Here is a 19,302-nt window from a genome sequence, read left to right on the forward strand (position 1 = left end):
GCGGCAGGACCACTGTCGGACTTCCACTCGCTGGAAGGTCAAGCGGCGATTTCGTTGAAGTGATGCTGCCCATCCGCGCGGACCGGTCCGGCGATGATGACGTGTAGATTAGTCGGCATTTCAATGATTTGGTGCGAGCGGGAAAAATGTTAGGTAGGGCCTTGACCCTCCGGTGACTGGAAGCATTAGACCTCTGGCCGAACGATACTCAGAGGACCAGTTCCATGAACGCTCCCTTCAACCCGAACGGCGTCTCCATCCGACAAAACTTCCCGATCGCCGGTATGACCTGCGCGTCCTGCGTGCGCCGTGTCGAACTCGCCATCGCCAAGGCGCCGGGCGTGGCCGCAGCGACCGTGAACCTCGCGACCGAAGCCGCCGACGTCACCTTCGACGTCGGTGTCAAACCTGACGCCGCCGGGGTGATCGCCGCGATCAAGGGGGCCGGCTATGAGGTTCCCGTCGAAGCCTCGGAAGTCGAAATCGAGGGCATGACCTGCGCCTCGTGCGTGCGCCGGGTCGAGCTCGCCATCGCCGCGGTCCCCGGCGTCCTCAAGGCCTCGGTCAACCTCGCCACCGAACGCGCGACGATCGAGACCCTGGCCGGCGACGCACCCCGGGCGGCCATCGACGCGGCCATCCGCAAGGCGGGCTATACGCCTCGTCGCAGCGCCGCCGGCGCCGCCGCGGCCACCAACAGCCGGGAAGAAGCCCGCGACCGCGAGATGGCCCACCTCAAGCGCGACCTCGGGATCGCCGGGGTGCTCACCCTGCCGATCTTCGTGCTCGAGATGGGCGCGCACGCGATCCCGGCGCTACATCATTGGCTGGCGATGACCCTGGGCCAGCAACCGCTCTATATCGTCTTCTTCGTGCTGGCGACGATCGTGCAGTTCGGTCCGGGCCTGCGGTTCTACAGGAAGGGCGTGCCCGCCCTGGCGCGTCTGGCGCCGGACATGAACTCGCTGGTGGTGCTCGGCTCGACGGCCGCCTGGGCCTATTCGGTGGTCGCCGTCTTCTCGCCAGAGGTGCTGCCGGCCGGGACGGCCAACGTCTATTTCGAAGCCTCGGCGGTGATCATCACCCTGATCCTGCTGGGCCGCGTCCTCGAGGCCAAGGCCAAGGGGCGCACAAGCGAGGCGATCAAGCGGCTGATGGGCCTGCAGGCCAAGTCGGCCCGGGTCGAGCGCAACGGCGAATTCGTCGACGTGGCGCTTGAGGACGTCGTCGCCGGCGACGTCATCCAGGTGCGCCCGGGCGACAAGGTCCCCGTCGACGGCGTCGTGCTGTCGGGCTCGTCGTTCGTCGACGAAGCCATGATCTCCGGCGAGCCGATCCCGGTCATCAAGGAGGCGGGGGCCGAGGTGATCGGCGGCACCATCAACAAGACCGGCAGCTTCACCTATCGCGCCACCAAGGTCGGGGCGGACACGCTGCTCGCCCAGATCATCCGCATGGTCGAGACCGCGCAGGGCTCCAAGCTGCCGATCCAGGCCCTGGTCGACAAGGTCACCGCCTGGTTCGTGCCGGCGGTCATGGTCGCGGCCGCCCTTACCTTCGCCGTCTGGCTGGTCTTCGGGCCGCAGCCGGCTGTCGCCTTCGCGCTGGTCAACGCCGTGGCGGTGCTGATCATCGCCTGCCCCTGCGCCATGGGGCTCGCCACGCCGACTTCGATCATGGTCGGCACCGGCCGCGCCGCTGAACTGGGCGTTCTGTTCCGCAACGGCGGGGCGCTGCAGTCGCTGAAGTCGGTCCAGGTGGTGGCGCTGGACAAGACTGGCACGCTCACCGCCGGCAAGCCGGTGATGACCGATCTGGAAGTCGTTGAAGGTTTTGAGCGCGCTCAGGTCCTCTCGCTGGTCGCCGCCGTCGAGGGACAGTCCGAACACCCTGTGGCGGGGGCCATCGTCGCCGCGGCCCAGGCCGAAGGGCTCACCCTCGACGAGGTCAGCGCCTTCGATGCCGTGCCCGGCTACGGCGTCAACGCCGTGGTCCGCGGCCATCGCATCGCCGTCGGCGCAGACCGTCACATGGTCCTGCTGGGTATTGATGTGCGGCCGTTCGCCGAGACCGCGGCCCGTATGGGCGAGATGGCCAAGACCCCGCTCTATGCCGCCATCGACGGCAAGCTGGCCGCGGTGATCGCCGTCTCTGACCCGATCAAGCCGACCACGCAGCAGGCCATCCGCGCCCTGCATGACATGGGCCTCAAGGTGGCGATGATCACCGGCGACAACCGCCGCACGGCGGAGGCCATCGCCGCCCAACTCGGCATCGACGAGGTGGTCGCCGAGGTGCTGCCGGACGGCAAGGTCGAGGCCATCAAGCGCCTGCGCGCCGGCGGCCGCGCCGTGACCTTCGTCGGCGACGGCATCAACGATGCGCCGGCCCTGGCCGAGGCCGATGTCGGCGTCGCCATCGGCACCGGCACGGACGTGGCCATCGAGAGCGCCGACGTGGTGCTGATGTCCGGCGACTTGCTGGGCGTGAGCAACGCGATCGCCTTGTCGAAGGCGACCATCGCCAACATCCGCCAAAATCTGTTTTGGGCTTTCGCCTACAACGCCAGCCTGATTCCGGTGGCTGCGGGCGTCCTCTATCCCATCAGCGGCACGCTGCTGTCACCGATGCTGGCGGCCGGCGCCATGGCCCTCTCGAGCGTCTTCGTGCTGGGCAACGCCATGCGGTTGAAGCGTTTCAAAGCGCCGGTGCGCATCGCCGTCGACCCCGTGGTGGGGGCCGGCCGCTGATCCCCTCGGCTCGCCCTTGACCTTCCAGGAACTGGAACCTTTATGCTGACGGAAGTCGGATCGGAAATCGCCTCATGAACATTGGAAACGCAGCGGAAAAATCGGGCCTGTCGGCCAAGACGATCCGTTACTACGAGGACATCGGCCTGCTGCAGGCCGACCGGGCAGGCAACGGCTATCGGGACTACTCGATGTCTGACGTGCATCGCCTGCGCTTCCTCCAGCGCTCTCGCAGCCTCGGCTTTTCGGTCGAGGAATGCCGGCAGCTCCTGTCGCTCTACAGCGATAAGGATCGCGAGAGCGCGACCGTGAAGGCGATCGCCAAGGCCAAGCTGACAGAGATCGACCGTAAGCTCGCCGAGCTGACCGAACTCCGCGACACGCTGCGGGTCCTGATGCGCAGCTGCCATGGGGACAAACGCCCGGATTGCCCGATCATCGAAGGGCTGGGCGGCAAGGACCGTGTCGCGGCTTAGCGTTGTTCACTGAATTGCTATCGCACTGCCATTCGCAGCGCGTTTTAGCATTCCTCCCTAGTCTGGGGCTTGAGGTCGGCGACCGCGGAGGTTGCTGCGGCTACGCGGCCAATGGCCAAGCCAAAGGCTAGGCCGAGCCTGACTAAGGCGCCGCCGCGGGAGCAAGCGCAGCGCTGGCGCGCGATCTGGCGCACCGCGCGCGACAATGCCGCGGCTGACACCGGCATCAAGACCCCCGAGCGTGCGGTCGGGCGGCGCCGCGGCCAGCTGTTAATGAGGTGTTCCAGTCTTTGGTTTCTCGTCAGATCCCCGCCCTTCACAATTTCCACGACTCGCATAGCCCCAATCCCCCGACCATCGGGCAACAAGCGCTACCGTCGGCCCACCGTGAGGGGCGCGCACGCCTCCGGGCGTATACCTAACGGAGGTACGGCGAGCATGAATATCGGGCGGGCGGCGGAAGCCTCAGGCGTATCAGCCAAGATGATCCGCTACTATGAGCGGATCGGCCTCGTGCGCCCGGCGGACCGGACTGATGGGAACTACCGGAGCTTCGGCCCGCGTGAAGTGCACGAGCTGACCTTCATCCGGCGCGCCCGAGACCTTGGGTTTTCAGTCGAGGAGATCACGCAGCTGCTGGAGCTGTGGCGCGAGCGCGAGCGGCCGGCCGAGCAGGTCCACGCAACCGCCAACCTGCACCTCGCCGACCTTGAAGCGCGCATCGCCGGGCTGCAGGCCCTGGCAGATGTGTTGCGCGACCTGTCGGAGGCCTGTGCAAAGGGCGAGCGCCCGGAGGCGCCAATTCTCCCCAAGGCGATCGGCCTTCCCCTACTTGCGGCGGATAGGACCGGTCCGAGGCGCGGAACCTACTTGAGCTGAATCGCCGTCAGCCTGGTCGCACCACTCATCTGCATGGGCTTGAATCGAACGGCCTGACCGGCCTTGACGGTCTGCAGGATCGAAGCCGCCGGCGTCCTGAACAGCATGGTCATGCCCCGCCACTTCAGGGCGGAATCGGGGCGTGCCGGATCGTAACGGTCCCGGCCTTGGCGTCCACGGACTTCACCACGTCCTCTCCATCGGCGAGGACCATGGCGGCGTAGTCGGCCTCGTGCGCCATCGTGGTGTCCGTCCCGCCGGACTGGGCAAGGAGGGGTCCGGCGGCGGTGTACGCCAGGACGGTGGCGAGCCGCAGTCTCATTGTCAGTCTTCCAGCAGGTTCGATGCACAGCGCGTGGGGCGCAGGGACTACGCGTGGCGGCGGAGTTTCCCTAGGCGAGCCTGCAATGGCCGTGGAAGGATAGCGATAAGTAGCCGCTGTAGCCCACCAAGTCGTCGTCCCGGGCCTCATGACCCTATGGGGGTAGCGCCATGACGCCAGGGGCCAGAAAGCATCGTCTGGCCTGAGCATCCTGAGCCCCCTGGCAACATCCGGGTCATTCGGGCGGGGGCGCGGTCGAACGCGCCGCCCTAGCCGACCGACCGCGCAGTAGCAGGTAGGCGGCGGGGATCACCAGCATCGACAGCAGTGGCGCGGTCAGCATGCCGCCGATCATCGGCGCGGCGATTCGGCTCATGACTTCGGAGCCGGAGCCGTGGCCAACCAGGATCGGCAGCAGGCCGGCCAGTATAACCGCCACGGTCATGGCCTTTGGACGGACCCGCAGCAGGGCACCTTCCCGCACCGCGGCGGCGACCTCCGTTAGGCCGGGAGCGGGGCCCCGCTCGGCCAGAGCTTGTTTGAGATAGATCAGCATGACTACGCCGAACTCCGCCGAGACCCCGGCTAGGGCGATGAAGCCCACGCCGGTGGCGACTGACTGGTCGTAGCCCAGCCAGTAGAGCATCCAGACGCCCCCGGTGAGGGCGAAGGGCAGTGTGGCCATGATCAGGGCCGCCTCGTCGAAGCGACCGAAGGTGACGTAGAGCAGCAGGAAGATGATTAGGAGCGTCGCGGGGACGACCAGTTTCAGCCGTTCGACCGCGCGCTGCAGGTACTCGAACTGTCCGGAATAGGAGATCGAGACCCCTGCTGAGAGCTTGACGTCGCGTGCCACCGTCTTGCGCAAGTCAGTGACCACTGAGGCGAGGTCGCGTCCGCGGACATCGATATAGACCCAGGTCGAGGGGCGGCCATTCTCGGTCTTCAGCATCGGCGGACCGTCAGCGATCTCGATCCGGGCCACGGTCCCCAAGGTGATCTGCTGGCCGGAAGGCGTGAGGATGGGCAGGGCCCTCAGGGCCTCTAGGCTACCCCTCAATTCGCGCGGATAGCGCAGGCTGATCGGATAGCGCGCTAGGCCCTCGACGGTCTGGCCGACGTTCTCGCCGCCGATGGCCCCCGAGACGATCGCCTGGACGTCGGCGATGTTCAGACCCAGGCGCCCGGCTGCCTCACGGTCGATGTCCACATCCACATAGCGCCCGCCGGCCAGGCGCTCGGCTAGGGCCGAGCTCACCCCCGGGACCGTCTTGGCGACGGTCTCGACATCGCGGGCGATGCGGTCGATCTCGGGGAGGTCCGCGCCAGAGACCTTTACCCCGATCGGGCTCTTGATCCCAGTGGCCAGCATGTCGATGCGATTGCGGATGGGCGGCACCCAGACGTTGGTGAGGCCCGGGACCTTCACGGCCCGGTCCAGTTCCTCGATAAGCTTCGCCGGGGTCATGCCCGGCCGCCACTGCGCCTTTGGCTTGAACTGGATTGCAGTCTCGAACATTTCCAGCGGCGCGGGATCTGTGGCGCTCTCGGCCCTTCCAGCCTTGCCGAAGACCGTCTCGACCTCCGGGACCGTCATGATCAGGCGGTCGGTGGTCTGCAGCAGCTGGGCGGCCTTTTGGGCCGACAGCCCCGGCAGGGCCGAGGGCATGTAGAGCAGGTCGCCCTCGTTCATCTGCGGCATGAACTCACCGCCGAGCTGGCTGAGCGGCCAGGCCGTAGTGGTGAAGACCAGGGCCGCAGCCACGAGGGTTGCCCGGGGTCGGCGCATCGCAGCGTCCAGGGCTGGTCGATAGAGGGTGGTAAGCCCGCGATTGAGAGGATTGGAGCTCTCGGCTGGGATGCGCCCGCGGATCAGCCAGCCCATCAGCACGGGGACCAGGGTCACCGACAGGATGGCGGCGCCGGCCATGGCGTAGCTCTTGGTGAAGGCCAGCGGCGAAAACAGCCGCCCCTCCTGGCCCTGCAGCGAGAACACCGGCACGAACGACAGGGTGATGATCACCAGGCTGAGGAACAGCGCCGGTCCTACTTCGGCCGCCGCCTCGGTGATCACCTCCCAGCGCGTCTCGCCTTCAAGGCGCTCGCCCGGATGGTCGTGTTCCCAGTGCTCGATCTTCTTGTGGGCGTTCTCGATCATCACCACGGCGGCGTCGACCATGGCCCCGACCGCGATGGCGATGCCGCCTAGGGACATGATGTTGGCGTTGACTCCCTGGGCCCGCATGACCAGCAGCGCGAACAACACCCCGAGCGGCAGGGTCAGAATGGCCACCAGGGCTGAGCGCGCGTGCCAAAGGAAGAGCCCGCAAACCAGGGCGACGACGATGAACTCCTCGATCAGCTTTTCGCGCAGGTTGCCAATAGCCCGGTCGATGAGCTGGGAGCGATCATATGTGGGCACGATCTCGACGCCCGCGGGCAGGCTAGCCTTCAGGTCGACCAGCTTGTCCTTCACCGCCGCTATGGTCGTCCGCGCGTTCTTGCCGGAGCGCAGGATGACCACGCCGCCGGCCACCTCGCCCTGGCCGTTCAGCTCCGCGACGCCGCGGCGCATCTCAGGACCGATCTGGATCGTGGCGACATCGCCCAACCGCACCGGGGTTCCGCCGGCGGTGGCGCGCAGCGGGATGGCACGGAAGTCGTCCAACGACTTCAAATAGCCCGAGGCGCGGACCATGTACTCGGCTTCGGCCAATTCCAGAACGGAGCCGCCGGTCTCCGAATTTGCCTTCTGGATCGCCTCGGTCACCTGGGCCTGGGTGACGCCGTAGGCGGCGAGTTTCACGGGATCGAGGACCACTTGGTACTGCTTGACCATGCCCCCGATGGAGGCTACCTCGGCCACGCCCGGCAGTGTCTTCAGCTCGTAGCGCAGGAACCAGTCCTGCAGGGACCGGAGCTGAGTCAGGTCGTGGCGTCCGGTCCTATCGACCAGGGCGTATTCATAGACCCAGCCCACCCCCGTGGCGTCCGGCCCCAGCGACGCCCTGGCCTCGGCGGGAAGCCGGCTCTGCACCTGGTTTAGGTATTCGAGCACCCGAGAGCGGGCCCAGTAGAGGTCGGTGTGATCCTCGAACAGCACATAGACGAAGCTGTCACCGAAGAAGGAATAGCCGCGCACCGTCTTGGCGCCCGGGACCGAGAGCATGGTGGTGGCTAGCGGATAGGTGACCTGGTTCTCGACGATCTGGGGCGCTTGACCGGGATAGGTCGTACGGATGATGACCTGCACGTCCGAGAGGTCCGGAAGGGCGTCGACGGGGGTGGTGCGCAGCGCCATGACGCCGGTGACCAGCAGGGCCAGGGCGGCCAGCAGGACAAAGACGCGATAGCGGACAGAGGCGCGGATCAGGGCGGCGATCATTGGGCGCGCGCCTTGATGATGCGGCGGACGACGGCGCCGGACGGCCGTTGCTCGAAGCCGAAGGATACCCGATCACCGATGTTCACCGCCTTCCCCAGGCTGGGCGGATCCAGGGTGAACGTCATAGTCATAGCCGGCCAGCCAATCGCCGGCACCGCCTCGTGGCTGAGGGTGATCTGATCGCCCGCCAACGCTTCAATGCGCCCGCGCGTCTCGTTGAGAGCGGCTGCAACTGCTGCAGGTGGAGGTGTCGATGCGGGAAGCGGCCGGGCGTCGAGGCCGGAGAGGCTCGCCTCGGAGTCGATGAGGAACTGGCCGGAGGCCACCACCTTGTCGCCTTCGTCGAGACCGGCGAGGATTTCGGTACGATCCCCGTCCTCGCGGCCGAGCCGTACCTCCACCGGCTGATAGCGTCCGCCCGGGGCGGAGAACATCACCAGCGACCGCTTGCCGGTGCGAATCACGGCCTCGGATGGCACGAAGAGAGCGGACCCCAAGGCGCTGTCCAGGTGGACGGTGGCGAACATGCCGGGCTTCAGCCGACCATCGCGGTTCGCGAGCTCGATCCGGGCGGTAACGGTGCGGCTCTCGGCCTGGGCGGCGGGCAGCACGGCGGCGACCCGCCCGCTGAAGGTCTCGCCCGGATATGCGGCGAGCTCGGCCCGGGCGGAGGCGCCGACGCGCAGCTGTCCGGCCTGGGCCTCCGGTACAGCGGCGTTCAACCAGACCGTGGATAGGCCCGAGACCTGGGCGAGGGTCTGGCCCATGCTCACGGTCATGCCCTGGCGGACATCGAGGGTCTGGATCGCCCCGCCCACGGGGGTTGTGACCGTTACCACAGCCCGCGGCCGCCCGTCGCGGGCGACGGCCGCGATCAGGCCCTCGGGCATGCCCAAGAGCCGGAGGCGCTGGCGCGCGGCGGCCTCCAGCGCCGGGCTCTCGGAGCGTCGCACCGCCAGGTACTCAGCCTGCGCCCCGCCCCAGCTCGGGACCAAGAGGTCAGCGATCGGGGCGCCGGCTGCGATCACGTCCCCCGGCGCGCGGGCATAGACCCGTTGAACGAACCCGGCCGCGCGGGCCTGGACGACGGCCACCTCGCGCTGGTTAAAATCGATGAGGCCGGTGGTGTCTAGGCGCTGGGCGAAGTCGCCCCGTTGGACGGTGGCGAGGCGCATCCCGAGGTTCTGGGCCGCGGCAGGGTCCATCCGGACACCCACGGCCCCAGGCGCCGCATCGGCGTACTTGGGGATCATCTCCATCCCCATGGGCGACCTGCCCGGCTTGTCGAAGTGCTGGTCCGGGACCATCGGGTCGTACCAGTAGAGCACCTTGGGGCCGGGACCGGGGGCGGCCGCGGTCGGCGGGCGCGCCGCCATGCGGCCGTGGCTGAGCTGGGCCAGGCCGAAACCGGCTGCGCCGGCGGTCAGAGATAAGGCGGCGGCGGCCAGGGCCAGCCGCGCGCGGGAAGAGGTCTGGACGGTCATGGCGCTTCGGTTCCGTAGGTGAGGGCGATGCGGACTGTGTCGCGAGAGAGCGCCGCCTCGCGATCCAGGCGGTCAATGTGGGCGTCGGCAAGGGCCAGGAAGGCCTCCAGCACATTGTCCAGGCCGGCCGAGCCTGCGGCGTAGCTTGCAGTCTCCAAGTCGGCGCGGCGCTTTGCCAACGGGATCAGGGTGGCCTCCGCGCGCGCTAGCCGGTTACGGAGCAGCGCTTGGTCGGCGAGGTCGGTGTCGAACGCCGCGCCAATCTGGCGGCGGGCGGCCTCGCGCTCCAGACGCACGCGGCTGGCGCTGGCGGTGCGGGCCGCGACGAGCGGGTCCTGACGTTTGCGGGCGAAGATCGGGAGGCTGACCGTCGCGCCGACGGAGATCATGTCGCCCCACATGGGATCGCGGCGCTGGTAGGCGAACTCCCAGCTCCAGTCGGGGTGTTTGTCGGCCCTGGCGACCGCCAGATCGGCGTCTGCCTGGCGGGCCAGAGCCTCAAGGGCGGTGAGCGCGGGAAGTGCGTCCAGGCCGGCGCGCAGACTCTCGGGGTCCAAAGAATAAGACGGCGGCGCGCCGGCGGCATCAGGGGTCGGGTCTCCGGTCCACCGAGCGAGGTCGGCTCGGGCTTTGGCGATAACGGCGGTGAGCTCGGCGCGGCGGTCGCCTAAGGCCGCGGTCAACTGATCGACCTCCAGAACCTGGGCGGGCCGCGCGGCGCCGGCCATGATCTGGGCAGGCGCGGTCTCGCGAAGGGGGGCCAGGGCCTGGCTTACCTCCTCCAGCGCGGCCAGCCGGCGCTCGGCGTAGTGGAGGTCGATCCAGGCCAGGGCCGCCCCCAATCGCACGTCGCGGACCTCGAGCCGGCCGGAGGCCTCCGCCACGCCAATGTCGGCAGCGGCGCGGTCTCGCGCCGCCCGGCGCTTGGCGGCGCTGGGCACGTCCTGCATGACGCCCAGGGTGGCCATAGTCATGCTCTCCGGGCCGAAACGCCAAGCCGGCGGGCCCGAGACCGGGAAGTTGTCGAGACCCACCCGTAGCTTGAGGTCGGGCAGGCGGCCAGCGGCGATGGCGGACGATCGGGCTGCGACGACATTGAGCGACTTGGCCGCGAGGCTGGGCGCGCTCTGTTCGGCGAGCCTCAGCGCGGCGTCGAAGGTGAGGGGGGCGGCTTGGGTCGCGCTGGCCAGCATGGCCGAGGCGGCGAACAGCCAGGCAGTGCGCATCTGGGGCTCCTGGGGCGAGATCAAGGACAGGGACGGTCGCGCGGAAACGCCGACGAGTGCTCGTGAGCACCCGTCGGCGCCCTCCGTCGCCGCGCCAGGGGATAACCGGCGTGGCGGGGAAGCTGGCTAGCCGGGCAGACCCGGTGTGGCGGGCTGAGCCTGCGGGTCGCCCCCGGGCGTCATGGGCCGCCGGTGCAGGGCGCCGGCGTCCTTCATCATCGGGCAGACGCAGTGGGTCTCGCCTTGGTTGGGCTTGGCGACCCGATCGGGCGCGGGGCGCGGGGCTGGCGCTAAGCTGTAGTTGCCGCCCTTGCCATGGGGTTGGGCGGCGGCCGGGGCGGTAAGGGTCAGGACAAGGCCGAGCGATAGCGCGCTGGCGGCCAGAAAATCACGGATGGACATGGGAAGGCTCCCTTCAAGGTTCGATGGCTATGGCCGGATGGAGTCCGGCCGGCTGGCGCGCAGGTGCGCGCGATCCCGCCGGCGCAAAGCGCCGCGGGTTCAGCCCATCGATCTGGGAGGTCGTTCGAGCCGGGCCTGCCTCTGGGAGGCCCGCGAGGTCATCGAGGTCGGGCGGACAGCGGCGGCGGTCGCATAGCAGGCGACAGAGACTTCCGGGCTTGGCAGGGCCACAATGACAGCGCAGGCTGCGGCGCAGGCCCGGACGCAGCTCAGGTCAGCCGTCTTGGACTTTCCCGATTGGTCGCAGCAGGGATCGGCGGTCGCCGTCTCGGGGCTTGCGTGAGACATGTCGGGCATCGTGGCGATGCCCATGCTGCTCATGGCAGTCGCGGCCCCATGGGCGGTGCAGGCGACCTGAGCGGCCCCGGCGGTCGCCGGGTTCCCGAGCAGGGCCAGGACGGCCAGAAGGGCGAGTAGGAGTCGCATCGCCTCTTTTCTACAGCCTCTGGCGCGCCAGGTCATATGATCAAAATCAATTGCCGGCGGCCACCGCCGCCGACCGCGCTCCAAGCCGGGTGCGATCGCGTTGAAAGGGGACGCCGTGGCGGCGCATGGCGTCGCGCGCCGGGCGTTCGACCAGGTGGTGCAAGACCATCGCTGCGGGAACGACGCCGACGACCAGTGCGAGCCAAAGTGGCAGGGGCAAAGGCCCGTCGGGGAGGCCCAACCCGCGGTGGGCGGCCTTCACGAAGACCAGCTGCCAGGGAATGCAGACCATGTAGACGGCGAAGCTGACCTCGCCGAGATAAACCAGGGGCGCGGCGGTCAGCAGTCGCGACCCGGCGCTGGCGAGGCCGGCCAGGCTGAAGATCAGCCCCCCGAACAGCCCGATGGCAACCGCGTCCGGTGCGCCGGACTGAAGAGCCAATAGGATCGTGCCGAGGCTCACGGCAGCGACCGCGATCGCCAAGGCCGGCCGGCGGATGGGATGGGCTGACCACAGGAGGTAGACGGCGCAGCCCAGGGCAAAGCAGGGTACGATTCGCAGCGCGCCCCAGGCGATGGTCGCCTGAGTGAGGGGGAAGCCAGCGAACCGCTCGAAACCGGTCTCCAACGCCGCAACGAGCACTAGGGCCAGGAGCACGGCGACGCCGGGGCGGTGGCGCAGACGCCAGGCCGCCCACGCGAAGACCGGGAAGGTCAGGTAGGCGAACCATTCGGCCGAGATCGACCAGGAGGGATGGTTCCAGCCGCCCTGCAGGCCCAGACCCCAGGCCTGGGTGAGGGTAAACTGGGCCGGCAACGAGGACCAGACCAGCACTTTGCCGCCAGCCTCAACGCCCAGCAGCGTGGCGCCGGCGATCAGGGCTCCCATGCCGAGGAGAGTCGCTAGGTGGACGGGATAGACGCGCGCCAGGCGAGCCCAGAGGAAGTCGGCGTAGCGGAATTTGCGCTCCCCAAAGCCCTGCAGATAGACGTGGCTGAGAATGAATCCGGAGAGCACGAAGAACAACTCGACGCCGAGATAGCCCTTGCTCACCAGGCGCGGCGTGACGGCTGTGAGGTCATGCCAGTAGTCGAAACTGACCACCCACATGGCCGCGATGAAGCGCAGACTGGTCAGGGCTTTGAGGTTCTGCGGCATGGCGTATCCGGCGTGTTTGCGCGGCCTTGGACAGATGGGCAGCTCCAGTGTGCCGTCCTGGTCCTAATGGAATGCAAATGCCGAAAAGAATTGGCAAACATTGACACAGCTGGAATGTTCTCTCGTGGCGCCAAATACTACAATTACATAGAGCCATAGGGTGGACTCTGAATATTCGGGCGCGGACCTGTGGGCGGCTGTCCGTCGCACGTAGGAGGCGTGGCCGTCGCCGCGCTCCATGGCCTCGCGCGGGGCCAAGGGTCCCGGCAGGCTGACCAGGGCGAGGACGGCGATGGCGGCGGCGGTCTCTGGGAGGAGGCTTCGTCGCCAGAGATCCACCGAGAGTCGCACTCTTATGTCGGGGTGTCCCGGGATCGCAAGTTCGATACGACGGCCGACTATGCCCGGGGACGGCGACAATGCCAGATAACGAGCCTGTCGTAGGGATGCGTGCGTTATTTTGAGGGCGAAGACGCGGAGACCGCTAGCCTTAGCCGTCGATCGGCCCGTAAGCGTCCCGCGCCTGCGGCGTCCTAACCAGCGTCGCCGTTGAGGGCGTGGTGGAGGCAGGCGCGTGACCCACGATTGGGCCGAGGCATGGAAGGACGGCTATGGCGTCCTGGAGCGCCAACCCGACACGGTGGCGAAGGTCGAGGCGCTGGTCGAACGTCTGGTGCGGCGCGGCGGCTGGCCAGACGCTGAAAGCATTTATCGCGTGCTGGCTGCGGCCGACCGTCTGACCCGGGCGGCCATGTGGCTGATCGTTCACATGAGCTACGCCCGCAAGGTCGATCTCAGCGGGGCGGCGCTGCCGGCCCAGAGCTTCAAGTCCGATCCCGAGGGCCATACGGGCGGATCGCTCAACATGGCCCCCGCCTTCGCCGGCTACCTAGCGGCGAATGTGCTCTCAGGCGTCACCCGCGCGTGGGTGATGGGGCAGGGTCATTGCGTGGCGGCGATAGAGGCGATCAACGTCCTGACGGGCGATGTCTCGCCGGCCCAGCGCCAGCGCTACGACCGCACCGAGGCCGGCCTCTCGCAACTGGTCAGCGACTTCTACGGCTACGGGATCCGGGCGGACGGGGCGCCGGCGGCTCCGCTCGGTAGCCACGCCGGGCCGCAGACCGCCGGGGCGGTCTCAGAAGGTGGCTATCTCGGCTTCGCGGAACTCCAGTACGTCCACATGCCGTTGCGCGGCGAGAGCCTAGTGGCCTTCCTAAGCGACGGCGCGTTCGAGGAACAGCGGGGCTCCGACTGGGCGCCGCGCTGGTGGCGCGCTGAGGACAGCGGCCTGGCGACGCCGGTGATGATCCTGAACGGCCGGCGGATCGAGGAGCGCTCCGAGATCGAGCAGGAGGGCGGACAAGTTTGGCTGGAGCGCCACCTCGCGCTTAGTGGCTTTGACCCCGTGGGGATCGATGGGCGCGATCCCGCCGCCTTCGCCTGGGCGATCCTGGAAAGCGAGGAGCGCCTGAAGCGGTTCAGCGCCGACCCGGAGCGCCGCTATCCGGCCCCCTTGCCGTATGTGATCGCTCGGACGATCAAGGGGTTCGGGTTCCCGGGCGCCGGGACGAACCGCGCCCACAATCTGCCCCTCTCCGGAAATCCCAGCACCGACGCTGGTGCGCGCGAGGCGTTCAACGCCGCGACCGCGCAGCTCTTCGTGCCCATGGCCGAGCTCGACGCCGCGGTGGGTGTCCTGCGGACCCATGCCCTGCAGCATCGGCCGCCCGAGAGCCTGCAACCTGCCGCCACCCGTCGGCCCGAGGCGCCGCGCGAGCCCGCGCTTAACCCCGTCATGGGCGAGGCCTCACCGATGGAGGCGCTGGACGCCTGGTTCGTGGACCTTGTGGCGGCGAACCCGCACCTACGGCCCCGGGTCGGCAGTCCGGACGAACTGCGCAGCAACCGCATGGGCAAGACCGTCGACCGCCTCAAGCACCGGGTGAACCGACCCGAGCCGGGGACGGCCGAGGCGGTGGATGGGGCGGTGATCACCGCGCTGAATGAAGAAGCGGTGAGCGGGGCGGCCCTGGGCAACAAGGGCGGCCTCAACCTGATCGTCAGCTACGAAGCCTTCGCCATGAAAATGCTGGGCGCGTTGCGCCAGGAGATCGTTTTCGCCCGGCGCCAGCGGGAGGCCGGTGCGCCGGCGGGCTGGATCTCCATCCCACTGCTCGCAACCTCCCACACCTGGGAAAACTCCAAGAACGAGCAGTCTCACCAGGACCCGACCCTGGGCGAGGCCCTGCTGGGCGAGATGTCCGACACCGCGCGGGTCCTGTTCCCCATCGACGCCAATAGCGCCGTGGCGGCGCTGCAAAGCGTCTATCGCACCCGCGGCCAAATCGCCTGCCTGGTGACGCCCAAGCGCGTCCTGCCTTGGCTGCTCGACGCGGCAGGGGCCGCGGGTCTGGTGGCCCGGGGCTGGGCGCATCTGGCCGGGGCGCCGGACGACGCCCAGGTGCAGATCGTGGCGGTCGGCGCCTACCAAGCGCTTGAGGCCTTGAAGGCCCGCGACAGGCTCGAGGCCCGCGGACATCGCGCCTGCGTCACCGCGGTGCTCGAGCCCGGGCGCCTGCGCGCGCCGCGCGACGCCCTGGAAGCCGAATGCACGCTCGCCGACGCCGAGATCGAAGCGGCCTTTCCCCGCGCGCTCCCGCGGGTGCTGGTGAGCCACACGCGGCCCGAACCGATGCAGGGGCTCCTGCGCAGGATCGACGGTGGAGGCGATCAGCTGATCTCGCGGGGCTATATCGGCCGCGGCGGCACGTTCGATGTGTTCGGCATGCTGTTCGCCAACCGCTGCACCTGGGCCCACCTGATCGAGGCGGCGGCGCGGAGCCTGGACGTCTCGCCGAGCGACCTACTCACCGAACCCGAACTGAAAGCCGTGGCCGGTCGCGCCAACCCGCGCGCCCTCGACATGGCCACATTCTGAGGAGGACAAAAACGTGATCAGTCTCACAAGTCTCGGCGGCGCGGGAACCGTCACCGGCTCGAAGCACCTCTTGGAGACGGACGGCCAGCGCCTGCTCGTCGACTGCGGCCTGTTTCAAGGCCTGAAGGCCCTGCGGGAACAGAACTGGCGTCCCCTCCCGGTCCAGCCGGGCTCAATCGACGCCGTGGTCCTGACCCACGCCCACCTCGATCATTCGGGCTATCTTCCGAAGCTGGTGAAGGACGGTTATCGCGGACGGATCCACGCCAGTTCGGCGACCCAGGACGTGGCGGCGCTGATCCTGCGTGACAGCGCGCACATCCAGGAGAAGGATGCGGAGGACGCCAACCGCCACGGCTACGCTAAGCATAAGCCGGCCCTGCCGCTCTACGGGGTTCACGACGCAGAGCGGACGATCGAGCAATTCGAGACAGTCGCCTTCCACGAGGAGGCGCGGCTGGCCGGGGGCGCGCGGCTCACCCTGCGCCGGGCGGGCCACATCCTGGGGGCGGCGACCGCGCAGGTGGATTGGAAGGGGACCAAGGTCGTCTTCTCCGGCGACCTGGGCCGCTATGGCGATGCCACCATGCTCGATCCCGAGCCGGTGGAGGACGCCGACTACCTGGTCATCGAGTCGACCTACGGCGACCGCAAGCATGATGACCGCGACTCCGACGACGCCCTCGGCGAGATCATCGAGAGGACCACCGCCCGGGGTGGGACGGTGATCATCCCGACCTTCGCCGTGGGCCGCGCGCAATCGCTGCTCTATCACCTGTGGCGGCTGAAGCAGCAGGGCCGGCTGGGCCTAATCCCGATCTTCCTGGACAGTCCCATGGCGATCAGCGCCACGGACATGCTCTGCGCCCACCTGGAGGACCATCGGCTGCCCGCGGACGTCTGCGAGGCGTCCTGCGCGGTGGCGACCTATGTGCGCGACGTTGAGGCCTCAAAGGCGCTGACGTCCAACACCATGCCCAAGGTGATCCTAGCGGCCAGCGGCATGGCCACCGGCGGACGCGTCCTGCACCACATCAAGGCTTATGGCCCGGACCGCCGCAATACCATCCTGTTTTCCGGTTTCCAAGCCGCCGGCACCCGCGGGCGGGCCATGGTCGAGGGCTCCAAGGAGGTCAAGATTCACGGCCAATGGATTCCCATCAACGCCGAGGTGCAGAACCTGCAGATGCTGTCGGCGCATGCCGACGCCGACGAGATCCTGCGCTGGCTCTCGGGGTTCCGCCGGCCGCCGAAGAAGACCTTCATCGTGCACGGTGAGCCGAACGCGTCGGATGCCCTGCGCCTGCGGATCACCGATAAGCTAGGATGGGATTGCGTGATCCCGCAGATGATGGAGCGGCACCAGCTGTGAGCCTTCGCCCGCCGGCCCTCGCGCCCAGTCCGCGGCTTCGCGCCCGGCGGCTTGGCCTGTTCACCCAGCATGAGGCCATCGTGCTCATGCGGCGAGACTGCCATGTCTGTCGCTCCGAGGGCTTGTCCGCCCGCGCGCGGGTCTTGCTGACCGCGGGGAACCGGGAGGTCTATGCGACCCTCTTGCAACTCGACGGCGACCTGATCGCACACGATGAGGCGGCGCTCTCGGAAGAGGCCTGGCGGCTGCTTGACGTGCAGCCGGGCGATCCCATAGGGGTGCGCCATGCTCCGGCGCTCGAATCCTTGTCGAGCGTCCGCCGCCGCATCTATGGCAGCCGGCTCGACGCGCCGGCCATGGCGGCCATCGTCGGCGACGTCGCGGCGGGGCGCTACACCGACATCCATCTGGCGGCCTTCCTCACTGCGTCGTCGGCCATGCCGCTCGACGAGGCCGAGACTGTGGCCCTGACCCAGGCGATGGTGGACGTCGGCGACCGGCTGACCTGGGACGCCCCGGTGGTGATCGACAAGCACTCGATCGGCGGCTTGCCGGGCAACCGCACGACCCCCATCGTAGTGGCGATCCTCACCGCATGCGGCCTGATGGCTCCGAAGACCTCCTCGCGCGCCATCACCTCGCCGGCCGGCACGGCCGACACCATGGAGACCCTGGCGCCCGTCGACCTCAACCTCGCCGCCATGCGCCGGGTGGTCGAGGCGGAAGGGGGATGCCTAGTCTGGGGCGGAGCGGTGAGCCTCAGTCCGGCCGACGACATCTTCATCCGCATCGAACGCGTCCTGGACGTGGACACCGAGGGCCAACTGGTCGCCTCGGTGCTGTCGAAGAAGATCGCCGCCGGGTCCAACCATGTGGTCCTGGACCTGCCCGTCGGCCCGACGGCCAAGGTCCGCTCCGAGGCCGCCGGCCAGCAGCTCGCGACGCGCCTCACCGAGGTCGCGGCGCGCTTCGGGGTCAAGGCGCGCTGCCTGCTGACGGATGGCAGCCAGCCGGTGGGGCGCGGCGTGGGCCCCGCCCTAGAAGCCTGGGACGTCCTAGCGGTGCTGCAAAACCTCTCGGACGCGCCCCAGGACCTGAGGGCCCGGGCCTGCCTGCTTGCCGGAGCCGCACTGGAGCTGGCCGGCGCCGCGGTTCCCGGGACAGGCGCACGCCTCGCCGAGGCCGTGCTCGCGGACGGTCGGGCCTGGTCCAAGTTCCAGCGGATCTGCGAGGCGCAGGGGGGGATGCGCACCCCGCCCAAGGCGGCGGTCCGCTCGCCGATCCTCGCGCGCCGGGCAGGCCGCGTGGTGCTCATCAACAATCGACAGGTCGCCACCCTGGCCAAGCTGGCGGGCGCGCCGGACCGCAAGGCCGCTGGCCTGACGCTCGAGGCGCGGTTGGGCGACGAGGTGGCGCGGGGGCAGCCGCTGTTGACCGTGAACGCCGAGACCTCGGGCGAACTCGCCTATGCGCTCGACTACGCCACAGCGCACCCCGACATGATCGAGATCGAAGCATGAGCGCCTTGCCGATCATCATGCCCTTGCCGGGCTCGGAGTCCCTGGGACGGGATCTGGCCGCCCAATTGCACGCCGAGCTCGGCGTGCTGGAGACCCGGCAGTTCCCGGACGGCGAATCCTATGTCCGCGTGCGATCCGACGTGACTGGCCGGACGGCGATCCTCGTCTGCAGCCTGACCCGCCCGGACGCGCAGTTCCTGCGGCTGGTGTTCGCCGCCCGGACGCTTCGCGAGCTCGGCGCGACCCGCCTGATCCTGGTCGCGCCCTATCTGGCCTATATGCGCCAGGACAAGCGCTTCCTGCCTGGCGAGGCGGTGACCTCGACCCACTTCGCGCAGCTGATCTCCGCCGAAGTTGACCGGCTGGTGACCATCGACCCGCATCTGCACCGTCACGCTGCTCTGTCGGAAATCTACACGGTCCCGGCGACGGCGCTGCACGCCGCGCCGCTGCTCGCCGACTGGATCGCCGCCCAGGTGGAATTGCCCCTGATCATCGGCCCGGACAGCGAGAGCGAGCAGTGGGTGACGGAGGTGGCGCGACGGGCCGGGGCGCCGCACCTGGTCCTGGAGAAGTCTCGGCATGGCGATCGCGACGTCGATATCGCCATGCCCGACCTGACGCCCTGGCGCGACCGGCGTCCGGTGCTGATCGACGACATCGTCTCCTCCGGACGCACGATGATCGAAGTGGCCGACGGTCTTCGCGCCCGTGGGCTGCCGCCGCCCGTCTGCGTGACCGTGCACGCCCTATTCGCCGAGGACGCCTTCGCCGAACTCGCCCGGCGCGCCGAACGGATCGTCTCGACCGACACCCTCCCCCACCCGAGCAATGGGATTTCGGTGGCGGGCCTGCTCGCCGACGCTCTGCGGGACGAGGGCGCGGTCGGCTGAGTCGCTC

Annotated in this window: 15 protein-coding genes; 7 read left to right on the forward strand and 8 right to left on the reverse strand. The window is 68.7% G+C overall.

Features of this window, described 5'->3' with window-relative positions; translation table 11 throughout:
- Window positions 1-224 precede the first annotated feature (224 nt).
- From OCL97_RS07585 to OCL97_RS07595, 3 genes are all read left to right on the forward strand, one after another.
- Window positions 225-2,750, forward strand: coding sequence for a heavy metal translocating P-type ATPase (locus OCL97_RS07585; RefSeq protein WP_377369008.1), 2,526 nt, complete (start codon window positions 225-227; stop codon window positions 2,748-2,750).
- A 74-nt stretch (window positions 2,751-2,824) separates the two neighbouring features.
- Complete coding sequence (cueR, locus tag OCL97_RS07590; RefSeq protein WP_377369010.1) at window positions 2,825-3,226, forward strand: Cu(I)-responsive transcriptional regulator; 402 nt, start codon at window positions 2,825-2,827, stop codon at window positions 3,224-3,226.
- Between the two features lie 438 nt (window positions 3,227-3,664).
- Window positions 3,665-4,105, forward strand: a complete 441-nt coding sequence (locus tag OCL97_RS07595; protein ID WP_377369012.1) for a MerR family DNA-binding protein — start codon at window positions 3,665-3,667, stop codon at window positions 4,103-4,105.
- Here OCL97_RS07595 and OCL97_RS07600 read toward each other — a convergent pair.
- From OCL97_RS07600 to OCL97_RS07635, 8 genes are all read right to left on the reverse strand, one after another.
- Entirely contained in the window at window positions 4,093-4,218 is a 126-nt protein-coding gene (locus OCL97_RS07600; protein ID WP_377369014.1) for a copper-binding protein, read from the reverse strand. The genes OCL97_RS07595 and OCL97_RS07600 overlap by 13 nt on opposite strands.
- A gap of 11 nt (window positions 4,219-4,229) precedes the next feature.
- Window positions 4,230-4,427 (reverse strand): hypothetical protein, encoded by a 198-nt coding sequence (locus OCL97_RS07605; RefSeq protein WP_377369016.1) that lies wholly within the window; start codon window positions 4,425-4,427, stop codon window positions 4,230-4,232.
- Window positions 4,428-4,662: 235 nt separating this feature from the next.
- Entirely contained in the window at window positions 4,663-7,812 is a 3,150-nt protein-coding gene (locus OCL97_RS07610) for an efflux RND transporter permease subunit (protein ID WP_377369018.1), read from the reverse strand.
- Window positions 7,809-9,296, reverse strand: coding sequence for an efflux RND transporter periplasmic adaptor subunit (locus OCL97_RS07615; RefSeq protein ID WP_377369020.1), 1,488 nt, complete (start codon window positions 9,294-9,296; stop codon window positions 7,809-7,811). The genes OCL97_RS07610 and OCL97_RS07615 overlap by 4 nt, the downstream gene beginning before the upstream one ends.
- Complete coding sequence (locus tag OCL97_RS07620) at window positions 9,293-10,522, reverse strand: TolC family protein (RefSeq protein ID WP_377369022.1); 1,230 nt, start codon at window positions 10,520-10,522, stop codon at window positions 9,293-9,295. Before OCL97_RS07620 ends, OCL97_RS07615 begins: the two co-directional genes overlap by 4 nt.
- Before the next feature lie 126 nt (window positions 10,523-10,648).
- The gene (locus tag OCL97_RS07625) at window positions 10,649-10,924 is read right to left on the reverse strand and encodes a hypothetical protein (protein ID WP_377369024.1); all 276 of its coding nucleotides are present in this window, start codon (window positions 10,922-10,924) and stop codon (window positions 10,649-10,651) included.
- Window positions 10,925-11,023: 99 nt separating this feature from the next.
- The gene (locus OCL97_RS07630) at window positions 11,024-11,410 is read right to left on the reverse strand and encodes a hypothetical protein (RefSeq protein ID WP_377369026.1); all 387 of its coding nucleotides are present in this window, start codon (window positions 11,408-11,410) and stop codon (window positions 11,024-11,026) included.
- Between the two features lie 46 nt (window positions 11,411-11,456).
- Entirely contained in the window at window positions 11,457-12,569 is a 1,113-nt protein-coding gene (locus OCL97_RS07635) for an acyltransferase family protein (RefSeq protein WP_377369027.1), read from the reverse strand.
- 574 nt (window positions 12,570-13,143) lie between these two features.
- On the opposite strand from OCL97_RS07635, the gene OCL97_RS07640 reads away from it, so the two are divergent.
- The 4 genes from OCL97_RS07640 to OCL97_RS07655 are packed head-to-tail and all read left to right on the forward strand — an operon-like array spanning window position 13,144 to window position 19,295.
- Window positions 13,144-15,510 carry a phosphoketolase family protein gene (locus OCL97_RS07640; RefSeq protein WP_377369029.1) on the forward strand — a complete coding sequence of 789 codons (2,367 nt, stop codon included), beginning with the start codon at window positions 13,144-13,146 and terminating at the stop codon, window positions 15,508-15,510.
- A 13-nt stretch (window positions 15,511-15,523) separates the two neighbouring features.
- A complete protein-coding gene (locus OCL97_RS07645; RefSeq protein WP_377369031.1) occupies window positions 15,524-16,882 on the forward strand; it encodes an MBL fold metallo-hydrolase RNA specificity domain-containing protein in 1,359 nt (452 codons plus the stop codon).
- Entirely contained in the window at window positions 16,879-18,402 is a 1,524-nt protein-coding gene (locus OCL97_RS07650; RefSeq protein WP_377369033.1) for a thymidine phosphorylase family protein, read from the forward strand. The genes OCL97_RS07645 and OCL97_RS07650 overlap by 4 nt, the downstream gene beginning before the upstream one ends.
- Window positions 18,399-19,295, forward strand: a complete 897-nt coding sequence (locus OCL97_RS07655) for a ribose-phosphate pyrophosphokinase (protein ID WP_377369035.1) — start codon at window positions 18,399-18,401, stop codon at window positions 19,293-19,295. The genes OCL97_RS07650 and OCL97_RS07655 overlap by 4 nt, the downstream gene beginning before the upstream one ends.
- Window positions 19,296-19,302: the final 7 nt, after the last annotated feature.

It is taken from the genome of Phenylobacterium ferrooxidans (genome assembly GCF_042714595.1).
GTDB classification, from domain to species: domain Bacteria; phylum Pseudomonadota; class Alphaproteobacteria; order Caulobacterales; family Caulobacteraceae; genus Phenylobacterium; species Phenylobacterium ferrooxidans.